General features: G+C 67.9%; 21 protein-coding genes. 13 read left to right on the plus strand and 8 right to left on the minus strand.

Going from position 1 to position 23857, the window contains the following annotated elements:
• Positions 1-260: 260 nt before the first annotated feature.
• Positions 261-704, plus strand: coding sequence for a DUF488 domain-containing protein (locus BM228_RS14960; protein WP_092041909.1), 444 nt, complete (start codon positions 261-263; stop codon positions 702-704).
• 257 nt (positions 705-961) lie between these two features.
• Here BM228_RS14960 and BM228_RS14965 read toward each other — a convergent pair whose 3' ends face one another.
• The 4 genes from BM228_RS14965 to BM228_RS14980 all read right to left on the minus strand — a co-directional run bounded on the left by BM228_RS14965 (position 962) and on the right by BM228_RS14980 (position 5978).
• The gene (locus BM228_RS14965) at positions 962-1327 is read right to left on the minus strand and encodes a DUF6894 family protein (RefSeq protein WP_092041910.1); all 366 of its coding nucleotides are present in this window, start codon (positions 1325-1327) and stop codon (positions 962-964) included.
• 44 nt (positions 1328-1371) lie between these two features.
• The gene (locus BM228_RS14970) at positions 1372-1584 is read right to left on the minus strand and encodes a hypothetical protein (protein WP_092041911.1); all 213 of its coding nucleotides are present in this window, start codon (positions 1582-1584) and stop codon (positions 1372-1374) included.
• 106 nt (positions 1585-1690) lie between these two features.
• On the minus strand, positions 1691-2611 hold the full coding sequence (locus BM228_RS14975; RefSeq protein WP_092041913.1) for a response regulator transcription factor: 921 nt from the start codon (positions 2609-2611) through the stop codon (positions 1691-1693).
• Positions 2604-5978: a hybrid sensor histidine kinase/response regulator gene (locus tag BM228_RS14980; protein ID WP_092041916.1), complete on the minus strand. Its 3375-nt coding sequence runs from the start codon at positions 5976-5978 to the stop codon at positions 2604-2606. Before BM228_RS14980 ends, BM228_RS14975 begins: the two co-directional genes overlap by 8 nt.
• A gap of 254 nt (positions 5979-6232) precedes the next feature.
• Between BM228_RS14980 and urtA the strand changes: the two genes are divergently transcribed.
• From urtA to BM228_RS15030, 10 genes are all read left to right on the plus strand, one after another.
• Positions 6233-7501, plus strand: coding sequence for an urea ABC transporter substrate-binding protein (gene urtA, locus BM228_RS14985; protein ID WP_092042079.1), 1269 nt, complete (start codon positions 6233-6235; stop codon positions 7499-7501).
• 219 nt (positions 7502-7720) lie between these two features.
• Positions 7721-8647, plus strand: a complete 927-nt coding sequence (urtB, locus tag BM228_RS14990; RefSeq protein WP_092041919.1) for an urea ABC transporter permease subunit UrtB — start codon at positions 7721-7723, stop codon at positions 8645-8647.
• Between the two features lie 10 nt (positions 8648-8657).
• Positions 8658-9842 (plus strand): urea ABC transporter permease subunit UrtC, encoded by a 1185-nt coding sequence (urtC, locus tag BM228_RS14995; protein WP_092041922.1) that lies wholly within the window; start codon positions 8658-8660, stop codon positions 9840-9842.
• A gap of 7 nt (positions 9843-9849) precedes the next feature.
• Positions 9850-10635 (plus strand): urea ABC transporter ATP-binding protein UrtD, encoded by a 786-nt coding sequence (gene urtD, locus BM228_RS15000; protein WP_092041924.1) that lies wholly within the window; start codon positions 9850-9852, stop codon positions 10633-10635.
• A 2-nt stretch (positions 10636-10637) separates the two neighbouring features.
• Entirely contained in the window at positions 10638-11402 is a 765-nt protein-coding gene (gene urtE, locus BM228_RS15005) for an urea ABC transporter ATP-binding subunit UrtE (protein WP_244537150.1), read from the plus strand.
• 10 nt (positions 11403-11412) lie between these two features.
• Complete coding sequence (locus BM228_RS15010; protein WP_092041926.1) at positions 11413-12432, plus strand: alpha/beta fold hydrolase; 1020 nt, start codon at positions 11413-11415, stop codon at positions 12430-12432.
• 62 nt (positions 12433-12494) lie between these two features.
• On the plus strand, positions 12495-13724 hold the full coding sequence (gene fmdA / locus BM228_RS15015) for a formamidase (protein WP_092041928.1): 1230 nt from the start codon (positions 12495-12497) through the stop codon (positions 13722-13724).
• Positions 13725-13843: 119 nt separating this feature from the next.
• Entirely contained in the window at positions 13844-14161 is a 318-nt protein-coding gene (locus tag BM228_RS15020; protein WP_092041931.1) for an FmdB family zinc ribbon protein, read from the plus strand.
• A 213-nt stretch (positions 14162-14374) separates the two neighbouring features.
• Positions 14375-15430, plus strand: coding sequence for an aliphatic amidase (locus BM228_RS15025; RefSeq protein WP_092041933.1), 1056 nt, complete (start codon positions 14375-14377; stop codon positions 15428-15430).
• 57 nt (positions 15431-15487) lie between these two features.
• A complete protein-coding gene (locus tag BM228_RS15030; protein ID WP_092041935.1) occupies positions 15488-16057 on the plus strand; it encodes a ClpP family protease in 570 nt (189 codons plus the stop codon).
• A 144-nt stretch (positions 16058-16201) separates the two neighbouring features.
• Here the strand turns inward: BM228_RS15030 and BM228_RS15035 are convergent, their stop codons facing one another.
• Positions 16202-17104, minus strand: a complete 903-nt coding sequence (locus BM228_RS15035) for a LysR family transcriptional regulator (RefSeq protein WP_208612039.1) — start codon at positions 17102-17104, stop codon at positions 16202-16204.
• Positions 17105-17210: 106 nt separating this feature from the next.
• Here BM228_RS15035 and BM228_RS15040 point away from each other — a divergent pair, with 106 nt between their 5' ends.
• Positions 17211-18446 (plus strand): MFS transporter, encoded by a 1236-nt coding sequence (locus BM228_RS15040; protein ID WP_092041937.1) that lies wholly within the window; start codon positions 17211-17213, stop codon positions 18444-18446.
• 36 nt (positions 18447-18482) lie between these two features.
• Here the strand turns inward: BM228_RS15040 and BM228_RS15045 are convergent, their stop codons facing one another.
• The 3 genes from BM228_RS15045 to BM228_RS33785 all read right to left on the minus strand — a co-directional run bounded on the left by BM228_RS15045 (position 18483) and on the right by BM228_RS33785 (position 21757).
• Positions 18483-19328, minus strand: coding sequence for an oxidoreductase (locus BM228_RS15045; RefSeq protein WP_092041939.1), 846 nt, complete (start codon positions 19326-19328; stop codon positions 18483-18485).
• A 20-nt stretch (positions 19329-19348) separates the two neighbouring features.
• Complete coding sequence (locus BM228_RS15050; protein ID WP_092041941.1) at positions 19349-21310, minus strand: cytochrome C oxidase Cbb3; 1962 nt, start codon at positions 21308-21310, stop codon at positions 19349-19351.
• 111 nt (positions 21311-21421) lie between these two features.
• Positions 21422-21757 (minus strand): hypothetical protein, encoded by a 336-nt coding sequence (locus tag BM228_RS33785; RefSeq protein ID WP_139234095.1) that lies wholly within the window; start codon positions 21755-21757, stop codon positions 21422-21424.
• Here BM228_RS33785 and BM228_RS15055 point away from each other — a divergent pair.
• Positions 21738-23717, plus strand: coding sequence for an acyl CoA:acetate/3-ketoacid CoA transferase (locus tag BM228_RS15055; RefSeq protein ID WP_092041943.1), 1980 nt, complete (start codon positions 21738-21740; stop codon positions 23715-23717). The genes BM228_RS33785 and BM228_RS15055 overlap by 20 nt on opposite strands.
• Positions 23718-23857: the final 140 nt, after the last annotated feature.

The raw sequence follows: 23857 nt of genomic DNA on the forward strand, positions 1-23857 counted from the left end.
CGGCATTCCGGCCCGATTCGGCGGACGGCGCCAGCGAAAGCTTGTAATCCCGCACCATCAGTGTTCAGCCCGCCACCGAAGAAGCGCCAAAGTCAGGCGTAATCGATGGCCCTGGCGCAGTTAACGGAGCTTTGCGATCATTGCGGCGGAATTCCGGGATGCGTTGCGCCGCCGCGACATACCGCTTCAATCCCCGGTTGGTGCACAGCCCCGGATCCGGCTAAGTGCCGGTCCCGCAACGCGAGTCCCGACCCGGTCCCGTGAGCAACCTTTTATTCACCATAGGCTACGAAGGGCTCGACCCGGAGCGGCTGACCGACGCCCTGAAGTCGGCGGGCGTCGCGGTGCTCGCTGACGTGCGGGCGGTGGCGAACTCGCGCAAGCGCGGCTTCTCGAAGGGCGCGCTCGGCACCGGGCTCGTGGAGGCGGGACTCGGCTACGCACATCTGCGCAGCCTCGGCACGCCGAAATCCGGCCGCGAGGCCGCCCGCGCCGACGATGCGGTGCTGATGCGCAAGATCTACTGCGAAGAGGTGCTCGACACGGCCGCGGGCGGCGTCGCCCTGGACGAACTCGCCGCCATGGCAAAGGCCGCCCCGACCTGCCTGCTATGCTTCGAGCGGGACCCGGCCCGCTGCCATCGCCGCGTGCTGGCCGAGCGGCTGGCGGACCGGGGGTTTTCCGTCACCGACCTGTTCGGTTGAATCGCCACCCGCTTTGGCCGTCGCGCATGAATGAAATGCGCGCCCCTTTCCCGGACGCCTGGACCGTCAGTGGAAGGTGATCCAGGACCCAGTAGAGAAAGCGCCGCGCCGCGGCACGATCTTGAAGCACGGTCGCTGGCCGGCGTTTCGCGTCGTCCTGTGCTGGATCGCGGGCCGCATTCCGCTCTCGCTCCACGCGCCCGGGAAAGGGCCAGTGCGAAACCGGCACCACTCGGCAGAGCCGGTTCTTATCTCGATCAGCGCGTCGCCCGCGCGGCGGCAAACCGCCGGATCGGCGCCATGGCCGCGCTGAGCAGCATCCGGGACGTGCGCACGGCGCCGAATTCCCGCGGGATCGGCCGGCGGCGATTCGGATCGTTCACCGGTTCGACCGGCAGGTACAGGGCTTCGAGGAACGACATTTCCAGGAGCGTCGTGCCGGCTTCGTCGGCGATCACCAGGGCAGCGTCGAGCAGCCGCGGGTCACCGCCGTGCTGGCGCATCAGGCCGCGGACGATGGTCCGCGCCGCCGTCCGGGCGGCATCCATGTCGGTGATGTCCTGGGCCGTCGGCGCGGCGAGGTAGGCGCCGTCGAGGCGGATGTAGAAATAGGCGCGGACCATGGGGGCGCTCTCCGGATCGGGCGACGATCGTCAGGCAGCAATCGTCAGGCAGCCTGGGCGCCGTCCTGGGGCTCGGCCTTCTCGACCGCCGATTTCGGATCGAAGGCGTCCGCCAAGAGGCTGAGCCGGCGGGCCATGTCCCGCACCTCGTTGAGCGCGATCGACTTCTGGCCTTCCTTCACCGCCCGGGTGATGTCGCTGACCTGCGTGGTGGCGACCCGCCTCAGTTCGTCGGCGAGCTGGTGGCTGCTCATCATCGCGTCCGTTCCCGAATTGGTGCGTCTGAGCCGGGACCGTGGTGGGACGCCGCTTACCAACGGGTTTCGCGGCGCGGCGAAGCCTGTGGACAAGCCTGGCAGGCATTCAGTCCTGCAGGTGGCGAGCCGCGATGATCGAGGCGGCGGTGCGATTCTCGACGCCGAGCTTGGCGTAGATGCCCTCAAGGTGCTTGGTCACGGTGCGGTGGCTGAGGCCTAAGATCTCGCCGATGTCGCGGCTAGATTTCCCCCGGGACAGCCAGAGCAGCACCTCGGCCTCGCGGCCGGTGACGGGGAGCCGCGCCCGCAGCCGCTCGACGCCGCCGGACGCCTCCTCGCGCGACAGGCGCAGCAGAATCTCCTCCGGGGTGCGGCCGATGAAGCTCAACGCGTAGGCCGTGCCGTCGCGGCCGGTGAGCGTCAGGGCGTTGGCCGAGACGCCGGTGAGGCAGCCGCGCAGCCAGTCCCGGGCACGGGCGGGCAGTTCGAGGACGCCCGACGGATCGGGGCCGAGCCCGGCCAGCAGCCTCCCGGCCTGCGGGGTCGACCACAGCACCGCCCCGGCCTCCGAGACCGCGAACAGGGTGCGGCCCGCCGTGTCGAGGGCGGCCCGGGCGCTCTGCGCAGCCCGGGCGCTCGCCAGATGCACGCGGATCCGGGCCAGGATCTCGTCCGGGGCGATCGGCTTGGTGACGTAGTCGATCCCCCCGGCGCTCAGGCCCTTCACGATATGCTCGGTCTCACTGAGCCCGGTCATGAAGATCACCGGCACCCCGGCGAGCTGGGGCTTGGCCTTGAGCCGCCGGCAGGTCTCGAACCCGTCCATGCCGGGCATCATCGCGTCGAGCAGGATCACGTCCGGGGTAATCTCGTCGACCAGTGTGAGGGCGAGGTCGCCGCCCACCGCCACCAGCACGGTGGCGCCGGAGCGCTCGATCGCCTCGGTGAGGAAGCTCAGCGTGTCGGGCGAATCGTCCACGACGAGGACGACGTCGCGGCTCGGCTGGTTCGTCGGCGCCTCAGCCATGGCGGGCGAGCCCCTGAAGGACCGAGATGTAGCGGCGCAGGTCGTAGCCCTCCACGAGGCCACGCATCTGCGCCACGAAGGCGGGCGGAACCGTTGAATCGCCATCCATCTGAGCGAGCTTGGCCTCGATGGCGCGGATATGGCCGATCCGGCCCAGGCGCAGCAATTCGCCGACATGTTCGGGGCCCGGATGGCCGGCCTGCCCGAGGGCCGAGGCCGGCTCGCGCAAGGCGGGCGTCGCGGCGTCGGTCCATTCGAGATGGAGCAGCTTGCCGATCCGCTCCAGCACGTCGCGCAGGTCGAAGGGCTTGGCGAAGATCGCGTCGTGGGGGGCGTCGTCGCCGCGCACGGGGCTGATCTCGTGGACGTTGGCCGACATCATGGCGATCGGCCCCGTATGCCCCTCCGCCCGCAGGGTCGCCGCAGCGGCCCAGCCGCTCATGCCCGGCATCGCGATGTCGAGGAGGATCAGGTCGATCCCGCCCCTGGCCACAGCCGCCAGGCATTCCGGCCCCGAGCCGGCTTCGATCACAGAAATCCCGTGCGGCTCCAGGATCGCCCGCATCAGGGCGCGGTGGGCGGTATCGTCGTCGGCGACCAGGATCGTGCGGCGGGCGCCGGCATAGGCGCGCTCCGGCGCGGAGGCCGGGGCGGGCAGCACGATCGGGGCGGGCTGCACGACGGAGGCCAGCATCAGCCGCAGCCGCGCCTGGGTGCCGCCGCCGGGGGCCGCCGCCACGGTGATCTCGCCGCCCAGAAGCTGCGCCAGCAGGTCGGCGATGGTGAGCCCGAGCCCTGTCCCCGGGGTACTGCGGGCGGCCGGGGTCGAGCCCCGCTCGAACGGCTGGAAGATCCGCGCCAGATCGGCTTCAGGGATGCCCGGGCCGGTGTCGCGGATCGTGAACATTGCGATCTGGCTGCGATAGCTCAGGTCCAGCGAGACGGTGCCGGCCTCGGTGAACTTGATCGCGTTGGACAGGAGGTTGAGCAGCACCTGGCGCAGGCGCTTCTCGTCGGTGGCGACCACCGCGGGGAGGATCTCCGGCCGCGAGAACCGGAATTCCAGTCCCGCCTCCCGAGCCTGGAGCCGGACCATGTCGACCAGCTGGTCGAGGAATTCGGTGAGCCGGACCTCGTCCCGGTGGATCTCGAGCCGCCCGGCCTCCATTCGCGAGATGTCGAGCAGCCCATCGATCAGCCCGGACAGGTGCTGGGCGCTGCGGCGGATCACTCGGATGCCGTTGAGACGCGGGGCCGGGATCGCGGGGTCGGATTCGAGGAGTTGGGCGTAGCCGAGCACGGTGGAGAGCGGCGTCCGCAGCTCATGGCTGATGCCGACGACGTAGCGGCTCTTGGCCTGATTGGCGGCCTCGGCCCGCTCCTTGGCCTCCTGCAGCTTGGCGTCGGTAAGCTTGTGGGCCGCGATCTCAGCCTCGTAGAGGGCGGTCTGGCGCATGGTCTCGGCCTGGGCGACCCGCCGGCTCTCCTGGGCAAGCACGAACAGCCACGCGACCACGCCGAGGATTACCACCAGGATAAAGAACACGCTGGTGAGCGCCATGCGCAGGACATCGCGGTGCTCGGGATGCGCGATGGTCGCCCCCGCATGCACGATCCCCAGGATCAGGCCGATCACCGCGCAGAGGGTGAGCATGACCGCGAGGTAGCGCCCGAGCGGCGCGCCGATCCAGGCGGCGGTGCGGCCCGGCAGGATCCGGCCCAGCGCCTGCTGCGCCTGGGCCTCCAGCCGGCCGTGCGGCTTGCACAGGTCGCCGCAGCGGGCGTCGAGCGAGCAGCACAGGGAGCAGATCGGGGCGTCGTAGGCCGGGCAATGGGCCATGTCCTCGCCCTCGAAGGGCAATTCGCAGACCCGGCAGGTGATCTCGGACGCGCCCCAGTCGCGCTTCGGATTCCGGGCGAGGTACCACCGGCCGTCGGTGGCCCAGGCGATCACCGGCGCCGCGCTGAAGGCGGTGACCAGGGTCAGGAGCGGCGCGAAGGGCTGGAGCGCGTGCCCGAGCAGGCCGGCATAGGCGAGGCCGCCGACGGCGAGCGCCACCACCATGGCGCCGGTCCCCACCGGGTTGATGGCGTAGAGGTGGGCGCGCTTGAACTCGATGCCCTTGGGCGAGAGGCCGAGCGGCTTGTTCACCGCGAGGTCCGCGGCCAGCGCCCCGACCCAGGCCGAGACCACGGAGGCGTAGAGCGGCAGCGTGCTCTCGATGGTCTTGTCGATGCCGAGCTCCATCAGGAGCACCGCGATCGCCACGTTGAACACCAGCCAGACCACCCGCCCCGGATGGCTGTGGGTCAGCCGGGAGAAAAAATTCGACCACGCGATCGAGCCGGCATAGGCGTTGGTCAGGTTGATCTTGAGCTGCGAGACCAGGACGAACAGCCCGGTGAGCAGCAGCGCCGCCCGGCCGCCCTCCCCGGTCACGTAGCCGAACGCCACCGCGTACATCCGGGTCGGCTCGGCGGCGTGCTCGGGCGGGACGCCGTGGCCGAGCGCCAAGACCGCGAGACCGGCACCGAGCAGAATCTTGAGCATGCCGGGCACGATCCAGCCGGCGCCGCCCGACAGCACCGCCAGCCACCAGCGCCAGTCGCGCTGGCCGACAGGCTCGGGCACGAAGCGCAGGAAATCGACCTGCTCGCCGACCTGCGCCAGCAGAGCCAGCAGCACCCCGGTGGCGAGCCCGAACCGGCTGACATCGAACGCCGCTCCGCCGCCATCGAGGCCTGGGAAATCGGCCAATGCGTGCAGGGGCTCCGGGCCTTGCGCAGCTATGAAGGCGAGCGGCAGCAGGCTCAGGGCCACCCAAAGCGGCTGCGTCCAGATCTGGAAGCGGCTGATCAGCCGGATGCCGTAGACCACCAGCGGGATCACCGCGCCGGCGCAGACGAGGTAGCCGATGCCGAGCGGCAGCCCGAAGCAGAGCTGCAGGGCCAGCGCCATGATCGCCGCCTCGATGGCGAAAAACAGGAACGTGAAGCTCGCGTAGATCAGCGACGTGACCGTGGAGCCGAGATAACCGAACCCGGCGCCGCGGGTCAGCAGGTCCATGTCGAGCCCGTAGCGGGCGGCATAGACGGTGATCGGCGCCGCGGTGGCGAAGATGATCAGGCCGACCACCAGCACGGCGGCCAGCGTGTTGGGGAACCCGGCCGTCAGCGCCAGCGTCCCGCCGATCGCCTCCAACGCCAGGAACGAGACCGAGCCCAAAGCCGTCTGCGCCACTTGGAAGCCGGACCAGCGCCGCGCCTTCTTGGCGGTGAAGCGGAGGGCGTAATCCTCCAGCGTCTCGTCGGCGACGAAGCGGTTGTAGTCCCGGCGGATCGGGATGATGCGCTGGGGGCCGCTCATCGCAGCCCGGTCCGGCGCATGCGGAAGGGCCCGTTCCCGCGCGCGCGCGAACGATGTAGGGCCCGGGCGCTGCCCACGCTCTCCGCCCTTGCTCCCAACGAACCCTCAGACTTTTGCGCCGCGATGGTGCAGGCAATGCAAGAGGACGGCCATACGCAAAACATCGTATAGGCCGCAGTGCAACCGAAGACCTAGCCTGGACTGGTCGATCCGAGCCGCTTCTCAAGGCCCGGACGCGAATTAAGGCAGGCATGATGGCTGACGACACCGAGACTGGCGCGAAGTACGGCTTGCGTTCCCCGTTGCGGCGCAGGCTGCTCATGGGTCTGGCCGGCGCGCCGGCCCTCGCGCTGATGCCCCGCGGGGCCTGGGCCGCGGCCCCGACCTCGGCGGTGAACACCACGGGCCTCGCTGTGACCGATACCGAGGTGACGGTCGGCATCCTGCACTCGGTCACCGGCACGATGGCGATCTCCGAGACCGGCGCCCAGGAGGCCGAGAAGCTCGCCATCGCGCAGATCAACGAGGCCGGCGGCGTGCTCGGCCGCAAGATCAAGATCATCCAAGAGGACGGCGCCTCCGACTGGCCGACCTTTGCCGAGAAGGCCAAGAAGCTCCTGGTCAACGACCATTGCGCCGCCGTGATGGGCTGCTGGACCTCGGCCTCGCGCAAGGCAGTGCTGCCGGTATTCGAGCAGTATAACGGCCTCCTGTACTACCCGACCTTCTACGAGGGCCTGGAGCAGTCCAAGAACGTGTTCTACACCGGCCAGGAGGCGACGCAGCAGATCCTCGCCGGGCTCGACTGGGTCCATAAGGAAAAGGGCGGCGACAGCTTCTACTTCATCGGCTCGGACTACATCTGGCCGCGCACCTCGAACAAGATCGCCCGCAAGCACGTCGAGAACGTGCTTAAGGGCAAGGTGGTCGGCGAGGAATACTTCCCGCTCGGCCACACCCAATTCAACTCGGTGATCAACAAGATCAAGCTGACCAAGCCAAAGGTGATCTTCACCGACGTGGTCGGCGGCTCGAACGTGGCGTTCTACAAGCAGCTCAAGGCAGCCGGTATCGACCTGTCGAAGCAGGTGCTGATGACGATCTCGGTCACCGAGGACGAGATCGACGGCATCGGCGGCGAGAACATCGCTGGCGCCTATGCCTGCATGAAATACTTCCAGTCGATCGACAACGAGAACAACAAGGCCTTCGTCGCCGCCTTCAAGAAGATGTGGGGTGAGAAGACGGTCATCGGCGACGTCACCCAGGCGGCCTATCTCGGCCCGTTCCTGTGGAAGATGGCCTGCGAGAAGGCCGGCTCCTTCGACGTGGACAAGGTGGTCGCGGCCTCGCCCGGCCTGGAGTTCAAGGGCGCGCCGGAAGGCTACGTCAAGATCGACGAGAACCATCACCTCTGGTCGAAGACCCGGGTCGGCAAGGCCAAGCCCGACGGCCAGTTCGAGATCGTCTACACCAGCCCGGAGCTGATCAAGCCCGATCCCTTCCCGAAGGGTTACCAGTAGTCGCCGCCGGTCAGGCGCCTCCAAGACGCAACCTCATCCTGAGGTGCAGGGCGATCATCGATCGCCCTGCCTCGAAGGAGCCCTCCAGCACCCACTGAGACTTCTGGAGCCCTCCTTCGAGGCCTCCGCTGCGCTGCGGCGCCTCAGGATGAGGTGGTTGGATGAGATCACGGGCGCTCGCCAGCGGCGAGACGCATGTCGGATCGGAGACACGAGAAAATGTTGGGCGAGTATTCCCTCGGCGACCTCGGCGCGATCTTCGCCATGCAGGGCTTTGCCGGCCTGATCCTGTTCTCGGTCTACCTGCTGATGGCGCTGGGGCTGGCGATCATCTTCGGGCAGATGGGCGTGATCAACATGGCCCACGGGGAATTCATGATCCTCGGGGCCTACGTGACCTATCTCTGCTCGTCGCTCTGCCAGAGCTACCTGCCGGCCCTGTTCCCGGTATACTTCTTCGTCGCGATGGGGCTGGCGTTCCTCGCGTCCGGGGCGCTCGGTATGCTGGTGGAGTGGAGCCTGATCCGGTTCCTCTACAAGCGCCCGCTCGACACCCTGCTCGCCACCTGGGGCCTGTCGCTGATCCTGCAGCAGGCCTACCGGTCGATCTTCGGGGCCCGCGAGGTCGGCGTCGAATTGCCGTCCTGGCTGATCGGCTCGGTGCAGGTCACCGACACGATCGAGATCCCGGTCAACGGCCTGTTCGTGATGGCGGTGACCATCCTGATCACCGTGAGCGTGGCGCTGCTGATCTTCCGCTCGCGCTTTGGCCAGCAGGTCCGGGCCGTGATGGCCAACCGCGCCATGGCCGGCGCCGTCGGCATCGATACCGAGAAGGTCGACCGCTACACGTTCGGCCTCGGCTGCGGCATCGCGGGCGTCGCCGGCTCGGCCTTCACGATGATCGGCTCGACGGGGCCGACCTCCGGCCAACTCTACATCGTCGACACCTTCCTGATCGTCGTGTTCGGCGGCGCCGCGAGCCTGCTCGGCACCATCGCGTCGGCCTTCTCGATCTCCCAGACGCAATCGACCCTGGAGTTCTTCCTCTCCGGCTCGATGGCCAAGGTGATCACCCTGCTCGCGGTGGTCGGCATCCTGATGTTGCGGCCGCAGGGCCTCTTCACCCTCAAGGTCCGGCGCTGAGGATTTTTCGATGACCAATCCGGTCCAGACCCTGACCAAGTCGGTCACCGTCAACGACAACCCGTTCATGAAGCCGGTGGAGTGGCTGAGCTTGGCTCTCCTCGCCGGGGTGATCCTGGTGGTCCTGCCGCTGGCCCTCGACGGCTTCCGCCTGAACCTCGTCGGCAAGTACCTCACCTACGCCTTCGTGGCCCTCGGGCTGGTGATCTGCTGGGGCTATGCCGGTATTTTGTCCTTAGGCCAGGGGGTGTTCTTCGGGCTCGGCGGCTACTGCATGGCGATGTACTTGAAGCTCGAAGCTTCGAGTGTCGAAAATACAAAAATCCAGTCCACCCCGGGCATCCCGGACTTCATGGACTGGAACCAGATCACCGCGTTGCCGTGGTTCTGGCAGCCGTTCAAAAGCCTGCCGCTGACCCTGATCCTGGTGGTCGCGGTCCCGGTCCTGTTCGCGCTGATCATCTCCTATGCGATGTTCAAGCGCCGGGTCGGCGGCACCTATTTCGCGATCATCACCCAGGCGATCGCCGCGATCCTGACGATCCTGATCGTCGGCCAGCAGGGCTACACCGGCGGCATCAACGGCATCACGGATCTGCGCACCCTCCACGGCTGGGACATCCGCACCGACCACGCCAAGGTGATCCTGTACTTCGTCAACGGCGGCCTGCTCATCGCCTGCATCCTGGCGGCGCAATACGTGAAGAAGTCGAAGCTCGGCCGCATCCTGGTCGCCATGCGCGACAAGGAGGACCGGGTCCGTTTCTCGGGCTACTCGGTGGCGGGCTTCAAGGTCTTCGCCTTCTGCCTGGCGGCCGGCTTCGCGGCGATCGGCGGGGCGATGTTCACCCTCCAGGTCGGGTTCATGTCCCCGTCCTTCGTAGGCATCGTGCCCTCCATCGAGATGGTGATCTACGCCGCGGTCGGTGGGCGCCTGTCCCTGTTCGGCGCGGTCTGGGGCACGCTGCTGGTGAACTGGGCCAAGACCAGCTTCTCCGAGAGCTTTCCCGACCTCTGGCTGTTCGGCCTCGGCGCGCTGTTCATCGCCGTCGTGCTCGCCTTCCCGAACGGTCTCGCCGGCATCTGGCGCGAGCAGATCGAGCCCCGCCTGACCCGCCGGGTGAAGGGCCTGCGCGCGCCCCCGCCCGCCATCGCCCCGTCCCAAAAGGCGCCCGTTGGCGCTCCGGCCGAGTGAGGAACCCATGAACGCCGCGCTCCTCTCCTCCCCCGTGGTCGGCGCCGAAGCGATGCCGGCGGATTACCTCCTCGCCGTCGAGGCGCTGACGGTCTCGTTCGACGGCTTCAAGGCGGTCAACGACGTGTCGTTCTACGTCGACCCGGACGAGATCCGGGTGATCATCGGCCCGAACGGCGCCGGCAAGACCACGGTGCTCGACCTGATCTGCGGGCGCACCAAGGCCAGCACCGGCTCGATCAAGTACAAGGGCCAGGAGCTGACCAAGCTCTCCGAGAGCGCGATCGTGCAGGCCGGCGTCGGCCGCAAGTTCCAGACGCCGTCGATCTACGACGACCTCACGGTGTTCGAGAACCTGGAGATCTCGTTCCCCCGTGGGCGATCGGTGTTCGGCGCCCTGACCTTCAAGCGCGACGCGGAGGTCCGCGACCGCATCCACGAGATCGCCCAGACGATTTTTTTGAAGGACCAGCTCAAGGAGCGGGCCGAGTTCCTGAGCCACGGCCAGAAGCAGTGGCTCGAGATCGGCATGCTGCTGATCCAGGACCCGGAGCTGCTGATGCTCGACGAGCCGGTGGCCGGGATGAGCGTCGGTGAGCGGATCAAGACCGCCGAGCTGCTCAACCAGATCATCAAGGGCCGCTCGGTGCTGGTGATCGAGCACGACATGAAATTCGTCGAGGACATCGCCCACCGGGTGACCGTGCTCCACCAGGGCAAGGTCCTCTCCGAAGGGTCGATGGAGCGGGTCAAGACCGACCCGAAGGTCATCGAAGTTTACCTGGGACATTGACGATGGCGTCGCTCCAGACCGCGCACCCGCCCCTCGCCAAGGCGCCCCCACGCGCCGCGATCCCGGACGTGACCCCGGCTCTCGACGTCCACGACCTGCACGCCGCCTACGGCCAGAGCGAGGTCCTGCACGGGCTGACCTTCTCGGTGGCGCCCGGCGAGATCGTCGCCGTGATGGGCCGCAACGGCATGGGCAAGACCACCCTGATGAAGACCCTGATGGGCCTCGTGCCCGTCAAGTCCGGGGCGATCCGCGTCGAGGGCGAGGAGGTGGCCGGGCTCAAGAGTCATGCCCGGGTCGCCAAGGGCCTCGCCTACGTGCCGCAGGGCCGCATGATCTTCTCGACCATGACGGTCCAGGAGAACATCGAGACCGGCCTGACGGTCACGGGCGCCCGCAAGGTGCCGCAGGACCTCTACGAGATGTTCCCGGTCCTGCTGGAGATGAAGGGGCGGCGCGGCGGCAACCTGTCCGGCGGGCAGCAGCAGCAGCTCGCCATCGCCCGGGCGCTCGCCAGCCGCCCGAAGGTACTGCTTCTGGACGAGCCCACGGAGGGCATCCAGCCCTCGATCATCCGCGAGATGGGCCGGACCCTGAAGAAGATCCGCGACGATCGCGGCCTGTCGATCGTCGTGTCCGAGCAGGTTTTGAGCTTCGCCCTCGACGTCGCCGACCGGGTGATCGTGATGGAGAACGGCGCCATCGTCCACGAGGCGCCGCGGGACGGCATCGACGAGGCGGCCGTCGCTCGGTTCCTGTCGGTCTAGGGGCGCCCACATGGCCGATCACGCGATCTTCGAACTCGGCGACTTCGTGCTCCAATGCGGCAAGACGCTGCGTGCGGCCAAGCTCGCCTACAAGACCTTCGGGACCCTGAGCCCCGCCAAGGACAACGCCATCGTCTACCCGACCTGGTATTCGGGCCAGCACACCGAGAACGAATGGCTGATCGGCCCCGGCAAGGCCCTCGATCCGGACAAATACTTCATCATCATCCCGAATATGTTCGGCAATGGGCTTTCGTCCTCGCCGAGCAACACGCCGGCGCCGTGGAACGGCCCGCGCTTCCCCAACGTCACGGCCTACGACAACGTCCGCGCCCAGCACCGCCTCGTCACCGAGCATTTTGGGATCGAGACACTCGTCCTCGTCACCGGCTGGTCGATGGGCGCGCTCCAGACCTACCACTGGGCGGCGATGTACCCCGACATGGTTCCGCGGATCCTGCCGTTTCAGGGCTCGGCCAAGTGCTCCCGGCACAATTACGTCTTCCTGGAAGGCGCCAAGGCGGCGCTCCAGGCCGACGCCGCCTGGGCGGAGGGCTGGTACACGAGCCCGCCGACCCGGGGCCTGCGCGCCTTCGGCCGGGTCTATGCGGGCTGGGGCCTGTCGCAGACCTTCTACCGGCTCGAGGCCGACATCACCCACATGGGCTACGCCTCCCTGGAGGACTTCCTCATCGGGTTCTGGGAGGGGCTGTTCTACGCGCGCGACGCCAACAACCTTCTCGCCATGCTGTGGACCTGGCAGCACGGCGACATCAGCGCCAACGACACGTTCAAGGGCGATTTCAAGGCCGCGCTGGGCGCGATCCGCGCCAAGGCGATCCTGATGCCCGCCTCCACCGACCTGTACTTCCCGCCCGAGGACAACGCCATCGAGGCGGCCGCCATGCCGAACGCGGAGCTGCGCGTGATCGACACGTGGTGGGGCCATTTCGCCGGCGGCCCCGGCACCAGTCCGGACGACATCAAGATCCTCGACGACGCGCTGAAAGAGCTGCTCGCGAGCGGGTGAGGTTCGCGCAACGGCGCGCGGATGGGGTCCGCCCCAAGGTTCTAGGGAGCTGGAGACAGAACATGCCCGAGACGCTGATCAAGGTCGATCTGACGCAATCGGCCTACGACAACGACATGGTGCACAACCGCTGGCACCCGGACATCCCGATGGTCGCCACTGTGAAGCCAGGCGCCGACTTCATCGTCGAAACCTACGACTGGACCGGCGGCTTCATCAAGAACAACGATTCCGCCGACGATGTGCGCGACATCGACCTGTCGATCGTCCACTTCCTGTCCGGTCCGATCGGCGTCGAGGGTGCCGAGCCGGGCGACCTGCTGGTGGTGGACCTGCTCGACATCGGCGCCAAGCCCGAGAGCCAGTGGGGCTTCAACGGCTTCTTCTCCAAGAAGAACGGCGGCGGCTTCCTCGACGAGCATTTTCCGCAGGCCCAAAAGTCGATCTGGGACTTCGAGGGGATGTTCACCAAGTCCCGCCACGTGCCGGGCGTGCGCTTCCCCGGCCTGATCCATCCCGGCCTGATCGGCTGCCTGCCCGATCCGAAGATGCTGGAGACTTGGAACACCCGCGAGAAGGCGCTCTACGACACCAATCCCGAGCGCGTGCCGGCGCTCGCCACCCTGCCCTTCGGGCCGACCGCCCATATGGGCCGGCTGACGGGCGAGGCGAAGGACGCGGCCGCCGCCACGGGCGCCCGTACGGTCCCGCCCCGGGAGCATGGCGGCAATTGCGACATCAAGGATCTGTCGCGCGGCTCGAAGATCTACTTCCCGGTCTACGTCCCCGGGGCCGGGCTCTCGATGGGCGACCTGCATTTCAGCCAGGGCGATGGCGAGATCACCTTCTGCGGCGCCATCGAGATGGCCGGCTGGGTCCATCTCAAGGTCGAGCTGATCAAGGACGGCATGGCGAAGTACGGGATCAAGAATCCGATCTTCAAGCCGTCGCCGATCACACCGAAATTCGACGACCACCTGATCTTCGAGGGTATCTCGGTCGATGAGCACGGCGGCCAGCATTACCTCGACGTTCACATCGCCTACCGGCAGGCCTGCCTCAACGCGATCGAATACCTGAAGAAGTTCGGCTATTCGGGCGCGCAGGCCTACTCGATCCTCGGCACAGCGCCGGTCCAGGGGCACATCTCGGGGGTGGTCGACATCCCGAACGCCTGCGCGACCCTGTGGATTCCCACCAAGATCTTCGAGTTCGACATCAATCCCGGCGCCGATGGGCCGACCAAGTTTTTGGACGGCTCGATCCAGATGCCGCTCTCGCCGGACCTGTGAGGGTTCGTTTCCCTAGCGGTCGCGGCTGACGCGACAGGCCCCCTCTCCCGTGCGGGAGAGGGGACCCGCGCCCTTCCAATAGCGTCCGCCTCGCTCTGATTTTCACCGGGAGCATCGTGATGCCCGTCTACGATTACGCCTGCGCGGCCTGCGGGCCGTTCACCGCCATGCGGCCGATGGCGGAGTTCAAGGATCCGCAGGCCTGCCCGGATTGCGGGGAGGCCTGCCAGCGGGCCTTCCTCACCGCGCCGCGGATCTCCGGCATGGATGCCGAGCTCAAGGCCGCCCACGCCACCAACGAGCGCAGCCGCCACGCGCCGCGGCGCTCCTCGGGCCACGGGGCCGGCTGCGGCTGCTGCTCGCCGAAGAAGACGACCGCGGCCCCCGCCGCGGCCAAGAGTTTTCCGAGCGCACGGCCCTGGATGATCAGCCACTGAACCGCCAACCACCCTCCCCCCTCTGCGGGGGAGGGTGCCCCGCGCATGCGGGGCGGGAGAGGGGCAGCGCGACGATTCAGGATGTCACGCCCGGCACGCCCTTTCCGGACGCGGCGCTCCCCTCTCCCGACCCCCTCCGGGGGCCACCCTCCCCCGCAGAGGGGGGAGGGAAACGGCGCCTCGTGCGCCCTCGAAACAGGAGGAATCCACGCCATGATGCACGGAGACATCTCGTCCAGCCAGGACAGCGTCGGCGTCGCCGTCGTCAACTACAAGATGCCGCGCCTCCATACCCGCGCCGAGGTGCTGGAGAACGCCAAGGCGATCGGCAAGATGATCATCGGCATGAAGACCGGCCTGCCCGGTCTCGACCTGGTGATTTTTCCCGAATACTCGACCCACGGCATCATGTACGACGCCGCCGAGATGTACGACACCGCCTCCTCGGTGCCGGGCGCCGAGACCGAGGTGTTCGCCGCCGCCTGCCGGGAGGCCAAGGTCTGGGGCGTGTTCTCGCTGACCGGCGAGCGCCACGAGGAGCACCCCAACAAGGCGCCCTACAACACCCTGATCCTGATGAACGACCAGGGCGAGATCGTGCAGAAGTACCGCAAGATCATGCCCTGGACGCCGATCGAGGGCTGGTATCCGGGCGACCGCACCTACGTGTCGGACGGGCCGAAGGGGCTGAAGATCAGCCTGATCATCTGCGACGATGGCAATTACCCGGAGATCTGGCGCGACTGCGCCATGCGGGGCGCCGAGCTGATCATCCGCTGCCAGGGCTACATGTACCCGGCCAAAGAACAGCAGATCGTCATCTCGAAGGCGATGGCGTTCGCCAACAATGTCTACGTGGCGGTGTCGAACGCCGCCGGATTCGACGGCGTCTACACCTATTTCGGCCATTCCGCGATCATCGGCTTCGACGGCCGGACGCTCGGCGAGTGTGGCGAGGAGGAGATGGGCATCCAGTACGCGGCCCTGTCGAAGTTCCTGATCCGGGATTTCCGTGCCCACGGCCAGTCGGAAAACCACCTCTTCAAGCTGCTGCACCGCGGCTACACGGGCATGATCAACTCGAAGGAGAACCGGCACGGGCTATCGGAATGCCCCTACGAGTTCTACCGCCGCTGGATCGAGGATCCCGACGGAACCCGCGACGCCGTTCGCGCCATTACCCGCCAGAGCGTCGGCACCGAGGAATGCCCGATCGAGGGCATCCCGTTCGTCGGCAAGGGCCAGGGCGCGCCCGACCCGGTCCGCTGAGATTACCCGGCCCGATCCCGCCCCCGGGGCCGGGCCGGCGCAACGCCCAGGACACCCATGGACACGACGCCCCTCGACCCGACCGCCTTCCGAAGCCCCGCCGTGCTGCTGTCGGGCCCAGTCGATTACGACATGTACAAGGAGTTCCGCCGCCAGTTCGCCGAGGCCGCGGAGCGCGACATCGTCGTGGTCGAGCTCTCGACGCTCGGCGGCGACCCGGAGGTCGCCCGGATGATGGGCGAGGACATCCGCTACCACAGCGAGATGAGCCCGGAGCGCCGCTTCGTTTTCCTCGGCAAGGCCGCGATCTACTCGGCCGGCACCACCTTCATGAGCTTCTTCGCCCGGCCGAACCGCTACCTGACACGGGGCACGCGGCTGATGATTCACGAGCGCAAGATGAACAAGCAGCTACAGGTCCAGGGCCCGCTGACCACCTGCATCGCCGCCGTGAAGGCGACGCTGCACGAGATCGAATGCTCGATCGTGATCCAGAACGAGGGTTTTGCGAACCTCATCCAGGGCTCGGACGTGACCCTCGCCGAGGTTTTGGAGAAGGCGCCCGCGAATTGGTATCTCGAGGCGGAGGAAGCGCGGTCGCGGGGGCTGATCGAGGCGGTGATCTGAACGCGGTAAGCGAGCGGTAGACCCGTCGCTTCCTCGACCGCCCCCGTCATTGCGAGCGCAGCGAAGCAACCGAGGGGCGCCCCAGCTTCGAGGATCGCGCACTGCTCTGGGTGGCTTCGCTGCGCTCGCAATGACGGTCCAGGCTCAAAGGCGCCCCCCTTCGGATGCAAGCCGAAGCGCGAGGGTCTCCACGAAAAGGCGCGTCCGCACCGGCGTACCGACGGTTGCAGGCCAGACCGCCTGGACCGGAATGGGCGGCGGTTCGAAGGCCGATAGGACGACGTTGAGGCGAGCCTGATCAAGATCCTCTTGGATCTGCCAGAGGGGAGCCAGGCCGAGACCCACCCCCGCGACCACCGCCGCGTTGGCGGAGGCGGCGTCGTTGCACCGGAAGGCACCGCGCACCGGAACGCGCGCGGCCGTGCCGTCGATCGTCAGAGGCCAGGCATCGCTTTCCGGTCCGAAGGTTCGCACCACACAATCATGATCGGCTAGGTCTTCGGGCGCCTGCGGCAGCCCGCGGCGGGCGAGATAGGCCGGCGACGCGACCACGACCCGCCGAAGCCGCGCCAGCGGACGCATCTTCAGATGGGGCGGGCCGGGCTCGCCGATCCGGATCGCCAGATCGAGCCTGTCCTCGACGAGATCGGCGATCGCGTCGGACAGGACGAGTTCGATCTCGACCTGGGGATGGCGGGCCAGGAACGCCGACGCGGCCGGGACGACGTGCTTGGGTGCGAACAGGACCGAGGCGCCGATCCGCAACGTCCCGGCGACCCGGGCGCTCTCGCGTCCGATCTCCGCGCGAGCGAGTTCGATCTCGGCCAGCGCCGCCTTCACCCGGGCGTGGAAGGCGAGGCCGGCGGGCGTCGGCTGGAGCCGACGCGTCGTACGGCGGATCAGTTCGACTCCGAATTCCTGCTCCAACGTGGACAGCGCGCGGCTGATCGATTGCAGCGAGACATCGAGGTGCCGGGCGGCCGCGGTCAGGCTGCCGCGATCGATGATCTCGATGAAGGCTCGGTAGCGCTCCAGGCTCGCCATCATTCTCACGCTTCGCGCAACAAATTCTTCTCAGGCACGATGATTGTCGCTGTTCGGCGAGAGAATTAGCCTTCTGAGCCTACCCCACAACAGACGATGGACCTCCGCGATGACGACGTCCGTGCCCGCCGACGCGATGGCCGCTCCTGAACCTGCACGACTATCGCGGGGATTGACTCTGCTGTTCTCCGTCGCCGCGGGCGTGATCGTCCTGAGCCTCTACGCATCGCAGCCACTCGCGGGGATCATCGGCCCATCGCTCGGCCTCGGGACGACCGAGACCGGACTCGTCACGACGATCACGTTGCTGGGCTATGCGGGCGGGCTGTTTCTCGTCGTGCCGCTGACCGATCTGGTCGAGAACCGCGCCTTGATCACGCGGACGCTCGGTGCCGCTGTAATCGCACTGGCCGGTGCCGCCGCGGCGCCGTCGGCACCGCTCTTCCTCGTGGCCTCATTCCTCGTCGGCGTGACCGCGAGCGCAATCCAGATGCTGGTGCCCACTGCCGCCGCCCTGGCGCCGGTTACCGAGCGCGGACGTGTCGTCGGGACTGTGATGAGCGGCCTGATGCTCGGGATCCTGCTGTCGCGCCCGGCCGCAAGCCTCGTCGCCGAATATGCGGGCTGGCGCTGGTTCTACGGCATCCTGGCCGCGCTCGTCGCTCTGCTGACGATCGTCCTCGGTCAAGTCGTGCCCGAGCGGCGACCGGCCCAGGTAGCGTCCTATCCTCGGCTCATCGCATCGCTGCTTGCCCTGCTCAGGCGGGAGCCGGTGCTTCGGCGGCGCGCCGCCTCACAGGGCTTGTGCATGGGCGCCTTCGGCGTGTTCTGGACCTCCGTGGCCTTGCGCTTGGCCGAGCCGCCGTTCAACCTGAGCCAGACCGGTATCGCCCTCTTCGCCCTGGCGGGGGCAGCCGGCGCCGTGGTGGCACCCGTCGCCGGCCGTGCCGGTGACAGAGGTCTGACGCGCCCCGCCACGATCCTGGCGCATCTCGCGATTCTCGGCGCCATGGCTCTGGCGGCCTGCGGCGGCGCGGAACCGACAGCGATCATGCCCGCCCCGCTCGCCCTCGGAGCCATGGTGCTCGCGGCCGTTCTGCTCGATCTCGGCGTCATCGGCGATCAGACGCTCGGCCGGCGGGCGATCAACATGCTCCAGCCGGAAGCCAGAGGCCGGCTCAATGGGCTGTTCACCGGCCTGTTCTTCCTCGGTGCGGCTTTGGGATCGGGCCTTTCGGGCCTCGCCTGGGTCCAGGCCGGATGGGCCGGTGTTTGCGCGGTCGGCGCTCTCTTCGGTGCCGCCGCCCTGGTTCTATCCCTCAGCGACCGCCATCCGTCGGCCTGATGCGACCGCGGATGGCGGTCGCCGGTCCGTTCGGCTTCACCCCTCCGGGTAGTCCGCCCCCAGGCTCGTCTCGCGCCACGCCTCGATCTCGGCGAGGCGCTGCTTCAGCCGGCTCGTAACCGCCTCGTAGCCCCAAGCGCCGAGCACGAGGTGGCGCGGCGGTTCGTCGATCTCGGTCACCCGGATCATCGCCTCGCCGGCGCGGACCGGATCGCCGGCCTGGGTACCGCTCTTCTCCGCCGTGGCCTTGAGGCGGGCGCCCGCGGTCTCGGCGTAGTCGGGAATCGTGCTGGGCGTCTGGATCAGGGAGCGACCGGCCCAGTCGGTGCGGAACGGCCCCGGCTCGATGCAGGTGACCTTGATGCCGAGCGGCCCGGCTTCGGCAGCAAGCGCGTCGGAGAAACCCTCGACGGCGTGCTTGGTGGCGGCGTAGTAGCCCGAGCCCGGGAAGCCGACGAAGCCGGCCACCGAGGTGATGTTGAGGATATGCCCGGCGCGCTGCGCCCGCATGGTTGGCAGCACCGCCCGGGTCAGGGCGAACAGGCCGAACACGTTGGCGTCGAACTGGGCGCGGATCTTGTCGTCCTCGCCCTCCTCGATGGAGGATTGGTAGCCGTAGCCGGCATTGTTCACCAGCACGTCGATCCGCCCGAATTTTTGGGTCGTCTCGGTGACCGCCTGGGCGATCTGGCTCGCCTCGGTGACATCCAGCGAGAGCGCCAGGACTCGATCGGCCGCGCCATCCGCCAAGTCGGCGACCTTGGCCCGGTCGCGGGCGGTCACCACCGCGCGCCAGCCGCGGGCAATGACCAGCTTGGCAAGCTCCCGGCCGAAGCCGGTGGAGCAGCCGGTGATGAACCAGACCGGTTGGGTGTTGGGCATGGTGAGTCGTTCCGTCGTGATCAGGGCGTCGCCGCCGGCTCGGTCAGCGTATCGATCGACAGCAGGTAGGCAATCAGCGCATCCTGGTCCTGGCGCGAGACGCCGGTGCCGGCATCCGCCCAGTAGGCGTGCCCTTCGCCGGTAACGCGCGCGGTGCGCGCCGTATCCGACGATTTATTCGAAGCGATCACCTTCGCTCGCTGATCCCGGTCGACCAGACTGCGAAGGCTATTCGACGGATCGGGGGCGATGCCGCGATAGAGGGTGCCCGGAACGCCGAGCTGATTCGCCGAATCGGGACCGACCGCGATGCCCGAATCGTGCAGGTAGGGCGCCGTCCAGGCGAGGCCCACAAGGTTCGGCACCTTGTAGCCGCCTTCGGTCCCGCCCTGCCCCCAGGCGAGCTGGACCTGGGCGAGCTTGTCACCCTCCAGCGGCACCGGCACGATCACCGGGTTGGCCGGCTGCGGGAATGGCGTGTCGGTGGCGAACAGGGTGGGGGGCGAGAGCCGCGCCTCCATCTTGGCGCCGGCCTTCGCCCGGGTCGGCTCGGTGCCGATCTCGGCGGCCGGGATGATCCGGTGGTTGGTGAGCGCCGGCCCGGCATGGCAGCCGCCGCAGCCGGCCTTCTCGAATACCGCGCGCCCGGCCTGCACCGTGGCGGAATCCCGTTTGGCGGCCGGCGGGTGCAGCAAGTTCTGGAACGCCGACATGGCGTTGTTGGCGTGGTTGACCGGCTCTCCGGAGACGGAGGTGAACAGGCCGTTGTCGGTGACGTAGTTGGTCGCCGGATAGGTCGGCAGCACCGCGTAGCTGTTGAGCCCCGGGGAGGCCGGCGTCGGGTCGACCCGGCGGAGCACTTCGGAGGGCGCCACAGTCCCATCCGGCTTGTACCGGAACGCGTCGGTGGCTGCGCCGCGCAGGACGATGCCGAGATACCGCTCCGGCTCCATGCCGAACAGCCAGGGCGCGGCGGCGGCGAGCTGGGTCGTGTCGGAATTGGCGGCGTGGACGTTGTTGTTCAGCGAGGACAGGCCCGCGAACGGCCCGACAGCCTCGCGCCCGCTCCAGCTATAGGGCTCGCCGTGGGCCGAAAAACTCGACGGGATCGAGGTCGGGTTGGTCACCCGATCGGCGGAGGAATCGAAGCTGCCCGGCGGCCAGCTCGCCACCTGAACCTTGGTGGCGGCCTCGACCGCCTCAGCGTCCGGCAGGGCCAGCCCGGTCCCGGTGGAGCCGGTATGCTCGGGCTCGGCGGCGGGCTTGGCATCGGCCTCCGGCACGCTGGCATGCATGAAATAGGCGGAGGAATTCTTGGCGAGCGCCATCAGCAGCCCGGCATTGAGATCGGTGTTGGGCGCCCCCTCCACGACCTTGCCGGTGCCGGGATCGACCGCGGCGTGGCACAGGGCGCAAGTGATGCCCATGCGCAGGTGCCCCCGGTCGGAGAAGGTCTTGATCCCGATGATGAAGGCGCCGCCCTTCGGCACGTCGAGACCGGTCGGGACCAGCTCGCCCTTGCGGTAGGTCCGATCGCCGATCCGGACGTCGCGGGCCATGGCGACCTGGAGGTTGGTGGTGCCCTGCCCGCCGAGCTTGGCCACCGCCAGCGCCACCTGGGTGGGAGTCAGCCCACCGTCGAGCATGCCCATCACGTCGGTGAGGAAGACCTCGTTGCCGAACGTCTCCTGATAGAAGGCCTGCCGCCCGCGCTCGACCATGGCGGGATCGATCGCCACGGCGCCGCTGGCCGCCGAAAGCTCCTTGCGTCCCGCCTCGGTGCCGTTCAGCCGGTCCGCCTCGGCGCGCGAGACCCGGCGCCCGAGGACGTCGAAGGCGGTCTGGATCGGGTAACGGTCCGGGTTGAGCAGGTCCGCCCGGTCCGGCATCGGCGCATAGCTGAACCGGCCGAGGCCGAGCGTGGCACCGGCCGCGACGGTCGCGAGGCCGGCGGTGACGAGGATGCGGCGGGGCCAACCCATGGATCGTCTTCGATCTCCTCGGGCCGCCACCCGGCGGGCATGCGGGGATCGGCGGCCGGCGATCAACGGATGGTCCTGGCCGAGGTTCACACCGATCAGCGGGACCAGCTGTCACAGTTTCGACAGCGCGTGACGGCGGCGGCTGCGCCGAGGCCCTTCCAGCGAGGCCGCGCAATTTTTCTGACCCCACGCCAAAGACTTTTTCAGCAGCATTGTCGGCGGATTATGCGTTAGCATGATGTAGCCGACCTGCATTGACTGCAATGCCGCAAATCTTTGCTGCAGTGCACCCGCGATGACAGGCGAAACTTCGCTGATCGTGCGGTCGAAATTATACCAGCGCCGGGCAGCAGGTCGATAACAGGTTCGGAGACGGCCGGCACCGAGTCCGGCCGGATATCCGACCGGAGGGAGGATCGTGGGCTTCATGAGGAAGAACAAGGTCATCACGGCGGACGAGGCGATCGCGCTGATCCGCGTGAACGACGTCGTGACCACCACGGGCTTCGTCCAGAGCTGCATTCCCGAGGCGCTGCACGCCGCCCTGGAGAAGCGCTTCGTCGAGACCGGCTCGCCCCGCGGCCTCACGCTGATCATGACTGCGGGCGCGGGCGACAGCAAAGGGCTCGGCACCGGCCGCCTGCACCATGCCGGCCTGCTCTCCCGGGTCATCGCCGCCAATTTCGGCCGGATGCCGAAGGTCGCGCAGGCCGCCCAGGACAACCTGATCCGCGGCTACAACCTGCCCCAGGGGGTGATCTCGCAGCTCTACCGGGCCTGCGCCGCCGGCCAACCCGGTCTGTTCTCGAAGGTCGGGCTGCAGACCTATGTCGATCCGCGCCACGGGGGCGCCAAGGTCAACACCCTGACCACGGAGGACATCGTCAAACTGGTCGAGGTCGATGGCGAGGAGTGGCTGTTCTACACCGCCACAAAGATCGACGTGGCCTTCATCCGTGCCACCTCGGCCGACCCGTCGGGCAACCTCTCCTACGAGAAGGAGGCGCTGACCCTCGATTGCCTGGCCCAGGCCATGGCGGCCCGCAACAACGGCGGCATCGTCATCGCCCAGGTCGAGCGCATCGTCGATGACGGCTACCTGCTGCCCAAGGACGTGCGGGTCCCCGGCATCCTAGTGGACTGCGTGGTAGTCGCCGAGCCCGAGATGCACCGCATGAATTACGGCGTCATGCACGATGCCGCTTTGGCCGGCGAGATCCGCGTCCCCGTCACCGGCATCAAGCGGATGCCGCTCAACGAGCGCAAGATCATCGCCCGCCGGGCCGCCTTCGAGCTGCCGCCGAACGGCGTGGTCAATCTCGGGGTCGGCGCGCCGGAGGGCATCTCGTCGGTCGCCAACGAGGAGAAGATCACCCCCTACATCACGCTCACCACCGAGGCCGGGGCGGTCGGCGGCGTGCTGGCCTCGGGCTCGAGCTTCGGCGCCGCCACGAACGCCGACTGCATCATCGACCAGAACCAGATGTTCGATTTCTACGACGGCGGCGGCCTCGACATGACCTGCCTCGGCATGGCCGAGTGCGACGCGGCCGGTAACGTCAACACCTCGAAGTTCGGCGGCAAGCTCAACGGCTGCGGCGGCTTCATCAACATCTCGCAGAACGCCCGCACGGTGGTCTTCGCCGGGACCTTCACGGCGGGCGGGCTGGAGATCGCCGTGGATGACGGCGTGGTGCGGATCGTGAGCGAGGGCCGCTCGCGCAAATTCGTCACCCAGGTCCAGCAGAACACCTTCTCGGGGCCCTACGCGGTCGAGCGGGCGCAGCCGGTCCTCTATGTAACCGAGCGCTGCGTCTTCCAGCTCACCGCCGACGGGCTGGAACTGGTCGAGGTGGCGCCGGGCATCGACATCGAGCGCGACATCCTCGCCCACATGGATTTCATGCCGGTGGTGCGCAATCCGGTCCCGATGGATCCGCGCATCTTCCGCGACGAGCCGATGGAGCTGCTCTCCGACCTACTCAACCTCGATCTGGCCTCGCGCATCAGCTACGACGGCGAGCGGAACATCCTCTTCATCAACCTCGAAGGCTGGTATTGCCGGGTGAAGAGCGACATGGACGAGTTGCGCATGACCATCGTCGAGGCCTGCCGCAAGGCCGGCCAGCGGGTCAACGCCGTGATCAACCACGACGGCTTCCGGCTCAACGAGAACCTGATCGACGATTATGCCGGGATGATCCAGTATCTCCAGGCGAATTACTACGCGACCACGACCCGCTACGTCACCAGCGCGTTCCTGCGCCTGAAGATGGAGGAGGCGCTGACCAAGCGCGGCGTCGCCCCCCACGTGTTCGAGCGCAAGGAGGAGGCACAGGCCTTCCTCGGCAGCACCGACAAGAAGGCCCGCAAGCGGATCTCCCCGGCGGTCGCCTCGGCGGCGTAGGGCATCGAGGCGTCAGCATCTTGATCGAAGCCTCTGTCTGATCCCACCTCCTCCATTCCAACCCCCTCATCCTGAGGTGACGGAGCGCAGCGGAGGCCTCGAAGGAGGCCTCCAGGGATCGCGCGGCTGCTGGAGGGCTC

The organism is Methylobacterium pseudosasicola (assembly GCF_900114535.1).
GTDB classification, from domain to species: Bacteria; Pseudomonadota; Alphaproteobacteria; order Rhizobiales; family Beijerinckiaceae; genus Methylobacterium; species Methylobacterium pseudosasicola.